The 11,645-nt window shown below is 66.3% G+C and carries 13 protein-coding genes; 7 read left to right on the forward strand and 6 right to left on the reverse strand.

The features are described from left to right. Positions 1 to 109: 109 nt before the first annotated feature. Positions 110 to 289 carry a hypothetical protein gene (locus GTZ99_RS01135; RefSeq protein ID WP_161716447.1) on the reverse strand — a complete coding sequence of 60 codons (180 nt, stop codon included), beginning with the start codon at positions 287 to 289 and terminating at the stop codon, positions 110 to 112. 161 nt (positions 290 to 450) lie between these two features. Here GTZ99_RS01135 and GTZ99_RS01140 point away from each other — a divergent pair, with 161 nt between their 5' ends. Next, entirely contained in the window at positions 451 to 993 is a 543-nt protein-coding gene (locus tag GTZ99_RS01140) for a J domain-containing protein (protein ID WP_161716448.1), read from the forward strand. A gap of 52 nt (positions 994 to 1,045) precedes the next feature. Here GTZ99_RS01140 and GTZ99_RS01145 read toward each other — a convergent pair whose 3' ends face one another. Next, a complete protein-coding gene (locus GTZ99_RS01145; protein WP_320076608.1) occupies positions 1,046 to 1,867 on the reverse strand; it encodes an EF-hand domain-containing protein in 822 nt (273 codons plus the stop codon). Positions 1,868 to 2,031: 164 nt separating this feature from the next. Here GTZ99_RS01145 and recO point away from each other — a divergent pair, with 164 nt between their 5' ends. From recO to GTZ99_RS01160, 3 genes are all read left to right on the forward strand, one after another. Then, on the forward strand, positions 2,032 to 2,670 hold the full coding sequence (recO, locus tag GTZ99_RS01150) for a DNA repair protein RecO (protein ID WP_161717022.1): 639 nt from the start codon (positions 2,032 to 2,034) through the stop codon (positions 2,668 to 2,670). Between the two features lie 46 nt (positions 2,671 to 2,716). Further along, positions 2,717 to 3,775 (forward strand): 3-isopropylmalate dehydrogenase, encoded by a 1,059-nt coding sequence (leuB, locus tag GTZ99_RS01155; protein WP_161716449.1) that lies wholly within the window; start codon positions 2,717 to 2,719, stop codon positions 3,773 to 3,775. Between the two features lie 243 nt (positions 3,776 to 4,018). Further along, positions 4,019 to 5,155, forward strand: coding sequence for a glycosyltransferase (locus tag GTZ99_RS01160; RefSeq protein ID WP_161716450.1), 1,137 nt, complete (start codon positions 4,019 to 4,021; stop codon positions 5,153 to 5,155). Between the two features lie 12 nt (positions 5,156 to 5,167). Here the strand turns inward: GTZ99_RS01160 and GTZ99_RS01165 are convergent, their stop codons facing one another. Both GTZ99_RS01165 and GTZ99_RS01170 read right to left on the reverse strand, forming a co-directional pair. After that, positions 5,168 to 5,977: an aspartate/glutamate racemase family protein gene (locus tag GTZ99_RS01165; protein WP_161716451.1), complete on the reverse strand. Its 810-nt coding sequence runs from the start codon at positions 5,975 to 5,977 to the stop codon at positions 5,168 to 5,170. Continuing rightward, positions 5,956 to 7,305 carry a phospholipid carrier-dependent glycosyltransferase gene (locus GTZ99_RS01170; RefSeq protein WP_227711015.1) on the reverse strand — a complete coding sequence of 450 codons (1,350 nt, stop codon included), beginning with the start codon at positions 7,303 to 7,305 and terminating at the stop codon, positions 5,956 to 5,958. The genes GTZ99_RS01165 and GTZ99_RS01170 overlap by 22 nt, the downstream gene beginning before the upstream one ends. A gap of 136 nt (positions 7,306 to 7,441) precedes the next feature. Between GTZ99_RS01170 and GTZ99_RS01175 the strand changes: the two genes are divergently transcribed. After that, entirely contained in the window at positions 7,442 to 8,650 is a 1,209-nt protein-coding gene (locus GTZ99_RS01175; RefSeq protein ID WP_161716452.1) for a trans-sulfuration enzyme family protein, read from the forward strand. Positions 8,651 to 8,716: 66 nt separating this feature from the next. On the opposite strand, the gene GTZ99_RS01180 is transcribed toward GTZ99_RS01175, so the two are convergent. Continuing rightward, positions 8,717 to 9,154 (reverse strand): DUF6628 family protein, encoded by a 438-nt coding sequence (locus tag GTZ99_RS01180; RefSeq protein ID WP_161716453.1) that lies wholly within the window; start codon positions 9,152 to 9,154, stop codon positions 8,717 to 8,719. A 130-nt stretch (positions 9,155 to 9,284) separates the two neighbouring features. On the opposite strand from GTZ99_RS01180, the gene apaG reads away from it, so the two are divergent. Then, positions 9,285 to 9,683: a Co2+/Mg2+ efflux protein ApaG gene (gene apaG / locus GTZ99_RS01185; RefSeq protein ID WP_161716454.1), complete on the forward strand. Its 399-nt coding sequence runs from the start codon at positions 9,285 to 9,287 to the stop codon at positions 9,681 to 9,683. Between the two features lie 62 nt (positions 9,684 to 9,745). After that, entirely contained in the window at positions 9,746 to 10,552 is an 807-nt protein-coding gene (locus tag GTZ99_RS01190; protein ID WP_161716455.1) for a LysR family transcriptional regulator, read from the forward strand. 11 nt (positions 10,553 to 10,563) lie between these two features. Here GTZ99_RS01190 and GTZ99_RS01195 read toward each other — a convergent pair whose 3' ends face one another. Then, positions 10,564 to 11,262 (reverse strand): hypothetical protein, encoded by a 699-nt coding sequence (locus GTZ99_RS01195; RefSeq protein ID WP_161716456.1) that lies wholly within the window; start codon positions 11,260 to 11,262, stop codon positions 10,564 to 10,566. Positions 11,263 to 11,645 lie beyond the last annotated feature (383 nt).

Genomic DNA, 11,645 nt, shown 5'->3' on the forward strand with positions numbered 1-11,645 from the left:
GGCTTGACCGCACAACAGGCGTCGGCGCCGGGCAACCGGTTCCGGCGCCTGTTGCGTTTGGGGCCGTATGCTGCGCTTTTGGCGCCGCGCGCCGGTCAGCGCCGCGAAATCAGCGCGTTGCCGGCAGCAGGCGGGCGGGGAGCAGGTCGGAGGGCGCCTCGACCGAGAGGTGCCACAGGCTTTCGCGCTGCATCGCGGCTTCCTCGAACGCGCCACAGCGTGAGGACAGCGCCAACAGCGCCATCGCGGCGATCGAGAAGCAGGCAGAGATGGTCAGTTGGCGGCTCATGACAGGCGTGTGAGTAATACAAACTGTCCGCTTATGCAATGCGGCGTGGCCCGGTTGCCCCATGGAACAGGGCGCGGCGACAGGGTTTTTTCGCCCCGCTTGCCGCAAATCGCCATAGCCGTCTTGCGCAATCGCTCGCTTGCCTGCAAAACCTGCCGCCCATGAGCCGCGTCCGTAGAAACAATGATTGGGGTTTTCCTCGCTGGCGCGGCTATGAAGGTGGCCGCGAGGCCGCCAATGTGCGCATGTGCGACAAGGCGGGCTGTAACGAGCCGGGCAATTGTCCCGCGCCCAAATCCCCCAACAGCCCGGAACGCTGGTATTTCTGTCAGCCACACGCGGCCGAATACAACGCGGGGTGGGACTATTTCGCCGGTCTGGACGCCGAGGAGACCAAGGTGCGCGAAAAGGCCGAGCAGCAGACCAACGCGGGCTATCGCGAATCGGCCTATTACGGCTGGGCCGGGTCGGGCGATGGCAGCCGCAGCCGGGACGAGCTGCGTGCGCTGGAGGTGCTGGGGCTGGAGCCGGACGCTGATTTCGACGCGGTGAAAAAGGCGTGGCGCACCAAGGCCAAGGAGGTGCACCCCGACGTGCGCCCCAATGACGCCGAGGCGGCCAAGGCGTTTCAGGCGCTGCAACTGGCCTATGACGTGCTGCGCAGTGCCGAGGATCGCCGCCAGTGGAAGGGGCATGCCGGGTAATCGGCGCTCGTGATCCGGGCGGCAGGGTCATCCCCACCGCCCGGCGTTACCATCAGTCCTGACCGGGCATGCCCATCGGCGGACCACCCGCGCCGCCGGGGCCACCCATGCCGCCGGGGCCGCCGGGGCCGCGCATGCCGGGACGGCCGCCATGAGCCGGCCGCATCGCCTCGATTTCCTCGCGCGAGAGCACGCCGTCCTTGTTGCTGTCCGCCTTGGTAAAGCGGGCGCGTTCATAGGTCATCAGCTCCTCCAGGCACAGGCCCAGATCGTAATTGGCATTGGCCTTGGCGATCACCACCGCGTTCAGCGGTTCGACGGCCAGCATCAGCGCCAGATCCCGCTCGCCAGTGCCCAGATCGGGCTCGATGCTGGCGGGGACGACTTCGGAAAAGTCCTCGGCCGGTTCGTCGGAAAAGGCCACCGTGCCCTTGCGCGATTGCCATGTGATGAATTCATTCACGTCGATCCGCCCGTCGCGGTTGGTGTCGATCGTGGCGAAACGGGCGCGGATGACATCATTGCGGCGCAGGGTGATCACTGTGTCGAACTCGGCCAGCGTGACGATGCCGTCGTGGTTGGCATCGGCCACGCGGAACATGCCTTCCACCGCCTTTTCAAAGGTTTTGAGCGGGATGGGCTTCATCTCGCGCGGGCGGCGCATACCGCCGTCCGGGCCACCGGGGCCGCCTTCGCCATCAGGGCCGCCGCCCATGCCGCCACCCGGGCCACCGCCCATGCCACCGCCCATGCCACCCATGCCGCCGCCACCGCCGCCCATTCCGCCCATTTGGGCCAGGCCGGGTGTTGACAGGCCCAGCGTCAGGGCCAGAACGCCCATCGCCATCGCGGTTTGAAATGTCTTGCTGCGCACGCGCGCGTCCTTTCTGCTGTGGGAATATCGGTTCGTCGCGCCCACGCCCCGGTTGGCGGGGTTTAGCTGTCGCGTGGATGAACAGATCCGCGCCGCGGCGGCTGTGCGACAGGATGCGACAAATTGGGCGACAATTTGGGCAGGGGCGGGCTATGGCCTGCGCGATGCATATCCGCGCCTCCGCCCTTGTCTGCGCCGCCCGCCCCCATGGCGAGGTGGGGGTGATCGTGCGCCTGTTGACCGAGCGCTATGGCATGGTGGCGGCCTATGTCTCGGGCGGGCGTGGGCGCGAGATGCGGCCCGTGCTGATCCCCGGCAATGGGGTGGAAGCCGAGATGCGCGCCCGCACGCCAGCGCAAATGCCATCGGCCCGGATCGAGCTGACCCATAGCCGCGCGCCCTTTCTGACCGAGCCTTTGCCCGCCGTGGCGATCGGCTGGGCCACCACGCTGGCGGCCAGCGCGCTGCCCGAACGCCATGCCTATCCGGCGATCCACGCCGCGCTGGAGGCCTTGCTGGACGCGGTGTGCCATGCGCCCTCGGCGCGCGGCTGGGCAGGCGCGATGCTGGCCTATGAGGCGCTGGTGCTGCGCGAGCTGGGCTATGGCAATGTATTTGGCGCAGGCGTTGATGGCCAACGCCTGCTGGCGCTGGGGCAGGGGGGCGACTGGCCGCGCATTCTGGACGCTTTTGACCGGCTGGGGGTGGCCTTGTCGCGCTATGTGCTTGCCGAAGCGCACGGCGATGTTATGGGGGCGCGCATCCGCCTGTGCGAGCGCCTGCGCCGGATCGCCGCCCCGTGAACGCGGCGTGCCGCCAGCCCGCCACCCATAGAAGAAGGTTTGAGCGATGAAGATTGCGGTTTTCGCCGGTGACGGCATCGGCCCCGAAGTGACCCGTGAAGCGGTGCGCGTATTGGAAGCGCTGAACATCGCCGGGCTGGAACTGGTCTATGGCGATGTGGGGGGCGCGGCCTATTACAAGCATGGCCATCCCCTGCCGCAGGTGACGCTGGACATCGCCAATGACGCGGACGCCATCCTGTTTGGCGCGGTGGGTGATTATTCCTGCGATCATCTGGAACGCGCGCTGCGCCCCGAACAGGCCGTGCTGGGCCTGCGCAAGGCGCTGAGCCTGTTTGCCAACCTGCGCCCGGCCAAGCTGATGCCCGGCATGGAATGGGCCAGCGCCCTGCGTCCCGAAGTCGCCCGCGAGATCGACCTGTTGATCGTGCGCGAACTGGTGGGCGATGTCTATTTCGGCGAAAAGGGCATCCGCACGCTGGAGGATGGCCGCCGTCAGGGCTGGGACTTGATGTCCTATGCCGAGGACGAGGTGCGCCGCATCGCCCATGTCGCCTTCAAGGCGGCGCAGGGCCGGGGCAAGAAGCTGTGCAGCGTCGACAAGGCCAATGTGCTGGAAACCAGCCAGTTGTGGCGCGATGTGGTGATCGAGGTGTCGGCGGACTATCCCGATGTCGAGCTGACCCATATGTATGTCGACAATGCCGCGATGCAGTTGGTCAAGGGGCCGGGCCAGTTTGACGTGGTGGTGACCGGCAACCTGTTTGGCGATATCCTGTCGGATCAGGCCAGCATGTGCGTAGGCTCGATCGGTTTGCTGGCCAGCGCCTCGCTGGGCACGCGCCAGACGCAATATGGCACCGTGGGCCTGTACGAGCCGATCCACGGCAGCGCCCCCGACATCGCCGGCCAGAACAAGGCCAACCCGATGGCGACGATCCTGTCGGCCGCGATGCTGCTGCGCCACTCGCTGGGGCTGGAGGCGCAGGCCGCCCGCATCGAGGCGGCCGTGGAAAAGGCGCTGGTCGACGGCATCAAGGGCGGCGATCTGGGCGGCACCGCCACCACCACCCAAGTGGGCGATGCGGTTCTGGCCCGCCTCTAAGGGCCCGCCCATAGGGGCTGGCCGGGGGCGCCAGAGTGGCGCACCGGCGTCAGGCATGCGGCATTCGGCGCGGATTGCGACATAAAGTCTGGGTTCATCCAGTAAAATGTATCAATTCGCGCCATGCCCCGCGCAAGTCGCATTGATTTGCAGCTTGTATATCCCCTATGGCGCGTGGGTGCGTAGGGATGACGGATCGGCGGGGGGCTGCCAATCCGACAAGGGAAAGACTGGTCTGACGTTATGAGCCTGCAACTTGCGGTTGTCATGCCCACGTTCAACGAGCGCAAGAACCTGCGCTCGTTGGTGGAGCGTCTGGACAAGGCGCTGACCGGCATCGTCTGGGAAGCGATCTTTGTCGACGACAACAGCCCCGATGGCACCGCGGATGAGGCGCGTGCCCTGTCATTAACTGATCCGCGTGTGCGCGTGATCGAACGGATCGGTCGGCGTGGCCTGTCCAGCGCCGCGATCGAAGGGATGTGCGCCACTGCCGCCCCGGTTGTGGCCGTGATGGACGCCGATCATCAACACGACCCCAATCTGTTGCCCGGCATGTTGGCGGCGATCGAAAGCGGCCATTACGATGTCGCCTATGCCAGCCGTTTTGCCGAAGGCGCCAGCACCGAGGAATGGGGCCGCCCCGACCGCGTCAAGGCCAGCGGCGTGGCCAATGCCATCGCCCGCAAGGTGACCGGCGTGGACCTGTCCGATCCGATGAGCGGCTATTTCATGCTGCGCGCGCAAACGCTGCGCGCGGACGCGCACCGTTTGTCGGGCGTTGGTTTCAAGATCCTGCTCGACATTCTCGCCACTGTCGACACACCCTTGCGGGTCAAGGAATTCCCCATGAACTTCGCCGCGCGGGCCGAGGGCGAAAGCAAACTGGATCGCACCGTTGTGTTTGAATTCCTGATCGGTCTGTATGACAAATGGCTGGGCCGTATCATCCCGACACGCTTTGCGCTGTTCGGCACGGTAGGCGCATTGGGCGTGGTGGTGCAATTCGCCGCGCTGTGGTTCCTGTTGTCGGCGGTGTTTGGCGAACGCTTTGTCTATGGCCACTGGTCCAGCGACGAGACGACCTTCAACATCGCCAACACCATCGCCGCGCTGGTGGCGATGACGTTCAACTTTGTCCTGAATAACGAACTGACCTATGCCGACAAGCGTCTGCGCGGGCCCAAGGAGCTGCTGCGCGGGTGGTTCCAGTTCGGGCTGACCTGCTCGCTGGGCCTGCTGACCAACATCGGCGCCACGGCCGCGCTCAAGCGCATGCATGTGCATGACGTGCTGGCGGTGCTGGTGGGCATCGTGCTGGCGGCGGTGTGGAATTTCGCCCTGTCCAGCAAGTTTGTCTGGGGCAAATACGGCAATTGATACGGCGCGGCCTCAGCCGTCAAAGGCTGAGGCAACGGCGCAAACCGGGCAGGCCTCATCCGGGGCATCGGCCAGGCCATCGACCATGCGGGCGATCAGATCGGCGCGGTGGGTGATCGCCTCGGCGCCCGGCGCGGGCGGGGCGGCCACCGCGCGCGCCACGGCGGCGGCCAGCGGATTGATCACCGGCACCGCCGCGCCATCAGCCACCCGCGCCGCCATGGGCGACATGCAGGTACAGCCCAGCAACACCGCCTGCGCGCCGTCCTGCACGGCGGCGGCGATTTCGGCTCGCGCCCGGGCAACGATGGCATCGGCGGCGCGGCCAATCTGGCTCAGATAGCCATCGGGGCCGGACAGGTTCTCCAGCGCGGCCTCATCACCCACATGGCGGATCGGCAGACAGCGGGCCGCCATCCCATGCGCCCGCAACAGGTCATGCGTCAGGAAATCCATGCTTTCAGGCCAGACGGTGACGATGGCAAAGCGCCCATCGCCTGCCGCCTGCGCCACGGCGGCCAATCCGGCCTCGCCCGCGCCGACCACCGGCACCGGCACCGCCGCCCGCAACGCGGCCAACCCATAATCGGCCAGCGAATCGATCACCAAAGCGGCACAGCCCGCCCGCGTGGCGGCGATCCCCGCCTCCAGATGGCCGATGTCCTGCATCGCGCGTTCGACGGGCGTTGCGGGAAACACCCCCACCCGGCTGGGCCAAGCCGTCAGCCGGTATCCATCCGGCAGTCCCGCCGCCAGTTCACGGCGCGGCGCGCCAATCGCGCGCGGCGTGCCGATCAGCCCTATTGCCAGCTCTTCAGCCACATCCAGTCCTCGTAACTCATCGCGCCCTTATGCAGTGGCATGGCGGCGATGATCGGCCAGAACCACACGAATATCCCCACAGCGATCACCACAATGCCCAATGCCTCGCGCCGCCAGCGCGGCCCGGCCTGCCACAGATCCTCCACCGCCAAGGCCAGCGCCGCCATCAGGAAGGTGCCGGGCAACAGATAGTGATAATAGAACTGCACCGGCTTTGCGCCGACGATCCACAGCATCAGGCAGGCGGCATAGAGGGCCACAACCAGTCCGGTGTCCCAACGCTGCCGCCCGCCGGGGCGCACTGTCGCCCAGCCGCACCAGGCCAGCGCCCCCAATCCCACAAGCATGCTGAAGGGATTGCCGATCAGCACCACGCCACGCTGCGCGCCATCGACGTTTTCATACAAATACCAGATGGCCCGCCAGTTCCCAACCCATTGATACCAAACGCTTTGATAGGGGTGATGTTTGATGACGCTGGCTTGCAGCTCCAGCATGTATGTGTGCCATTGCGGCAGGCCGATCAGGCTGGGCGCATTCTGGCTCCAGCCGAACGCGGGGAAAAACGTCGCGACATAGGCAATCAGCGGCACCGAGCCGAGATAGAAGAGGATCTCGACCAGCGAGACACCGGGGAAGGGGGCAAGGTCGGCCCGCGCCATCGCCGCTCGCCCGCCGGTCAGCCCCCGCGCCGCCACCGCAAACAGCCCGACCAGCGCCACCACCGGCAGAACGCTCCATTTCGCGCCCATGGCCAGCCCCAGACATACCCCGCCCAGCGCCAATCTGACGCTCCGCTGCCAAACCGGCGTGCCAGCGGGCAGGGCGCAAGCCGCCGCCACCAGCCACAGCGCCATCATGGCAAAGCCGGCCATCACCATGTCCAGCATGGCGATCCGGCTTTGAATGAACCAGGCGAAATCGGTTGCCAGCAGCACCATCCCGGCGACAGAGGCCACCCGCCCGCGCGCATGCCCGCCAATATGTCCCGCCCACCACAGCATCCGGCCAAAGGCGAACAGGCCAACCACCCCCATCACCGCGCTGGGGATGCGCCACACCACCGGACTGTCCCCCCATAACGCAATCGCGGCGGCAATCGCGCTTTTGCCCAACAGGGGGTGTTCGGCATTGGCGGGCAGGTGGGCCAGCATTTTGCGCGCGGCGGGCACGTAATGCACTTCATCAAAATAGATTTTTGACGGAATGCCCAGCCGCCAGCACACCAGCGCCGCAAACACCGCCGTGATCGCCAGATGCCAGCGCCACGGATCAACATCGCCGCCATCAAGGCGCGGGAACGGGACGGCAGGCATGCGCAGGATCATCCCGTCAGCCTAGGCCGGGGGATACCGGGCGGCAAGGGCGGTGGGGCGCGGCTGAGGCGTTTTGTCGCATGTGGGCGGCGCTTTGCCGGGGCGGGCGTTCTTGCGCAAAAGGGCGCGCGGGCGTAAGGGCAAAGCCATGAAACGGACCACTGGACAAGATCGCACGATCACCACGAAATGGCGTGCCGCCACCCGCGCGGTGCGCGGCGGCACTTGGCGCAGCGAACAGGGCGAAACGTCCGAGGCGATCTATATGACGTCCGGATATTGCTATGACGATGCCGAAACGGTGGCCGACCGTTTTGCTGGCAAGATCCCGGGCATGACCTATTCGCGCACGCAAAACCCCAGCGTGCAGATGCTGGAAGAACGCATCGCCCTGATGGAAGGCGCCGAGGCCTGCCGTTGCATGGCCAGCGGCATGGCGGCGATGTCCAGCGTGATGCTGGCCGCGCTGTCGGCGGGCGACCATATGGTGATTGCCAAGGCCGCCTTTGGCCCGACGCGCTGGGTGACGGACAATCTGTTGCCGCGCTTTGGCATTGCCTGCACGGCGGTGGACGGGGCGGACCTGAATCAGTGGCGTGACGCGATCCAGCCCAATACCAAGCTGTTCTTTTTCGAAACGCCCGCCAATCCGACGATGGATATCGTTGATATCCGGGCGGTTTGCGACATCGCCCATGAACGCGGCATCCGCGTTGTGGTCGACAATGCCTTTGCCACCAGCGCCTTGCAAAAGCCGTTGGAGCTGGGCGCCGATGTGGTGGCTTATGCCGCGACCAAGCTGATGGACGGTTCGGGCCGGACACTGGCGGGCGCGGTGGCGGGGGACGCCAATTTCATTAACACCGTGCTGCACCCCTATATCCGCAACACCGGCAACACGCTCTCGCCGTTCAACGCGTGGGTGGTGCTCAAGGGGCTGGAAACGCTGGATTTGCGCGCGCAGGCACAGTCGGCCGCGGCGCTGGATGTGGGCGCTTGGCTGGAAACGCGGGTGCCGCGCGTGCTGCACCCCGGCCTGCCTTCGCATCCGCAGCACGCGTTGGTGCAGGCGCAGATGAAGGCGGCCGGCTCGATCTTCTCGTTTGAGGTTGATGGCGGGCGCGAGGCGGCGATGGCGCTGCTAAATGCGTTGGAACTGATTGATATTTCGAACAATATCGGTGATGCCAAATCGCTGATGACCCATCCGGCCAGCACGACGCATTCCTCGATCAGCCCCGAAACTCGCGCCGCCATGGGCGTGACCGAGGGTATGGTGCGGATCAGCGTTGGTCTGGAGGATGTGCAGGATCTGAAGGACGATCTGGATCAGGCGCTGCGCAGCGTCGGCCTGTAAAAGGCTGACATCGCCGAATAAAAAAGGGGGCGTGCCAGCGATGGCGCGCCCCTTTTGCGTGTGGGATCAGTCCACCATCGCGGGATGCCCCGCCTGCCGCAGCGCATCGGCCAGCACCATGGTTGTCGCCAGCAAGCCCCCCGAATCGCCGCCGCCCGTCAGCCGGTCCAGCGCCTCCATCGCCCGCGGCGTGTCGCGCCCGGCGGTGGCGATGGCGGTGATCAGCGCGTGTTCGTGCGCCGTCATCCGGCCCACGCAACAGGGGGCAATCTGGATCGGCGCGCGCGCGGCGGCCGACACGTCCAGCATCAGCGCCCGTAACAGCACCAAACTGCGTCGAAATTGTAGTCCATGACAACAAAAAAGCAGCATCGCGGCCTGCGCATCATACACGCCATGGATCGCCATTCGCCGCGCCGCGATCAACAGGCGGCGGGTGGCATCACAGGGCGGAGCCTCATGCGGCAGGATGCGGGTCAGCGGATTGGTGTTGGGCGTGGTCATCGGAGCCTCCTTGCTGAGGCTTGATTATCGCTATTGCGAGTCGTTCGCAATAATAAATGATCTGCGCGTTATGCCTTATGCACCTTTGGCGTGGTTGAAGCCGGGCAAAACTCGCGTTAGTCTGTGCCATATGAAGGAACTGTTCCAACATGCCGAAACGACCGAGGGCGTCACTGTGCGCGTTGCGGTCAATTTCCTGCCCGAGCAGTCCCGGATCGAGGCCGGCAAATGGTTCTGGGTGTACCACATCCGGATCGAGAATGATTCGCCCCACACCATCCACCTGCACACCCGGCATTGGCGGATCCGCGACGGTCACGGCAGTTTGAACCTGGTCGAGGGCGAAGGCGTGGTGGGGGAAAAGCCGACTTTGGCCCCGGGGCAAAGCCATGATTACGTCTCGGGTTGCCCGCTGACCACCTCGCATGGCAGCATGGAGGGGCATTACACCTTCCACCGCGAGGATGGGAGCAGTTTGCAGGTGCAAATCCCGCATTTCACCTTGGTCGCGCCAGCCACTGCCGGGTGATGGCGACCGCCCGGACCGGCGCGGCTTGACGTGAACGCGCGCCAAGCGCATCACGCGGCGCCATGAAGCGTACCCATCTGCCGCTGAACGCCCTGCGCGTGTTCGATGCCGCCGCGCGGCACCTGTCCTTTACCCGCGCCGCCGACGAACTGGCCGTGACGCCCGCGGCTGTCGGCCAGCAGATCCGCGCGCTGGAGGATTTGCTGGGCGTGGTGCTGTTCCGCCGCACGACCAAGGGGCTGGAACTGACCGATGAAGCGCATTCGGGCCTGTCGGCTTTGCGCGCCGGTTTCCTGCAATTTGAAGACGCGGTGCAGGCGATGCAGGCGGGGCAATCCAGCCATGTCTATACCATCGCTGCCCCGCGCGACATTTTTGCGGCGTGGCTGGCGCCGCGCATGGCGGCTTATCGCGCGGCCAATCCAGATGTGCGGCTGGTGCTGGTGGATGGCGATGCCACCGATTTTGCCGAGGCGAATCTGGACCTTGCCATCCGGTTGACCGAAGGGCCGGGCGATCTGGAAGGGGTGGCTTTGGGGGATCCGCTGTGGGTCGAAGTGGGCAGCGGCCCATGGATCGCCTGGAGCGGCGACCCGCGCCCCGGTGAGGATGGTGATACCGCGTCAGAGGGGGATGACGGCCCGTTGATCCAGGTGGGTGACGCGGGGCAGGCGATCTCGGCGGCGGCGGCGGGCATGGGCCGCGCGCGGGTGCCGCTGTTGCTGGCGCAGGGCTGGCGCGATCTGGGGCGTATCGTGGAATTTGGCACGCCGCAGCCATGCCGTCGCGGCTATTGGCTGGTCGCGCCCTTGCCGCAATGGCGGCAAAAGAAAATCAAGGCCTTGGTCGCGCATCTGACGGCAGGGTAAGCCGCGTCAGCCTACCATTGCGAATGTTCGCGCGCCCTTGCGGCGGCGGCGGCCTCACGCGCGCGTTCCTCGGCCTGGCGCAGCGTTTCCAGCGTGTCCAGTTGTTGCCGCAACCGGCGGTTTTCGGCGCGTAATTGCGTCATCTCGGTCTGTTCCCGCAGGGATGGCTGGCCGTCTTTGCGGCGGGTGGGGGCGCCAAACCCGCGCCCTTCATCCAGCGGGCGCGCCGCGCGGGGCCGCCGCCGCCAGGGCAGCAGATTGGCCGCGCTGCGCAGCCAGTTGCCGATGGCGCAGGCCAGCCCGGATGTGGGCACCGCCAACGAACGGTTGCGCGGAAGGATGCTGTCAGGGGCTTGCGGCAAGGTGCTGTCCTGTTCTGGCAAGGAGGAGGTGTCTAACGCCTGCGTCACCAGATATTCGGCGCTGGCGGGCGCAACCGGCAAGGGCAGCGCGGGGCGCGTTGCGGCATCAGGTGTTGGCGTGTGGCTGGCGGCGGCCTGTGGCGCGGGCGGGCGATGGGCGGCGGCTTTGCGCGGGATGGGCGGCAAGGCACCGGGCAGCGGCACATCGCCGCGCGCGATCTCCAGCGGGCGTTGCGGCACGGAAATGTCGCGCGGAAAAGCGGGCGGCGGCACAGCAGGCGGCGGGCTGGCCGGGATCGGCGCAGCGTTGGCCCGCGTCACAGGCAGCGCGGCGTGAGCCCGCGTCACAGGCAGTGCGGCATGGGGCGCATGAGGCAGCCCATGTTCGCCATGCGGGTGGGCATGGGATGCCGCGCGCGCGCCGGTATGGCGGTGGCGCTGTCTTCGCTGATGTTTGGCCTTGCTGTTCCTGGACATCTCACACTTCCCCCAAAGTGTTGATACCGAATAGGGAAAATCATCTTGGCGGGGTGTCGCCGCCGGTCTTCGGCCCTGCCCCTGCCGGGTGGCAAAGGGGAGGGGATCGGCATAAAGCTGGTGCTGGTCGCCGGCTGTTTGCGGTGCCGGTGCGCCCTGCGCTGGCCAGATGGCCGATCCCCATCCCTGCGCCACCTACACCACTTCGGGACCATGGCTGCTCCATGACCATGTGTGCGTCCGCGTGTTGGCAG

It is taken from the genome of Novosphingobium ovatum, from assembly GCF_009909235.1.
Lineage (GTDB): Bacteria > Pseudomonadota > Alphaproteobacteria > Sphingomonadales > Sphingomonadaceae > Novosphingobium > Novosphingobium ovatum.

Coding starts and splice junctions, on each gene's coding strand:
- GTZ99_RS01175 (WP_161716452.1), top strand. CDS start 7,442: ATGAAACGGACCACTGGACAAGATCGCACGATCACCACGAAATGGCGT.
- GTZ99_RS01135 (WP_161716447.1), bottom strand. CDS start 289: ATGAGCCGCCAACTGACCATCTCTGCCTGCTTCTCGATCGCCGCGATG.
- GTZ99_RS01180 (WP_161716453.1), bottom strand. CDS start 9,154: ATGACCACGCCCAACACCAATCCGCTGACCCGCATCCTGCCGCATGAG.
- GTZ99_RS01140 (WP_161716448.1), top strand. CDS start 451: ATGAGCCGCGTCCGTAGAAACAATGATTGGGGTTTTCCTCGCTGGCGC.
- GTZ99_RS01190 (WP_161716455.1), top strand. CDS start 9,746: ATGAAGCGTACCCATCTGCCGCTGAACGCCCTGCGCGTGTTCGATGCC.
- leuB (WP_161716449.1), top strand. CDS start 2,717: ATGAAGATTGCGGTTTTCGCCGGTGACGGCATCGGCCCCGAAGTGACC.
- recO (WP_161717022.1), top strand. CDS start 2,032: ATGCATATCCGCGCCTCCGCCCTTGTCTGCGCCGCCCGCCCCCATGGC.
- GTZ99_RS01170 (WP_227711015.1), bottom strand. CDS start 7,305: ATGATCCTGCGCATGCCTGCCGTCCCGTTCCCGCGCCTTGATGGCGGC.
- apaG (WP_161716454.1), top strand. CDS start 9,285: ATGAAGGAACTGTTCCAACATGCCGAAACGACCGAGGGCGTCACTGTG.
- GTZ99_RS01160 (WP_161716450.1), top strand. CDS start 4,019: ATGAGCCTGCAACTTGCGGTTGTCATGCCCACGTTCAACGAGCGCAAG.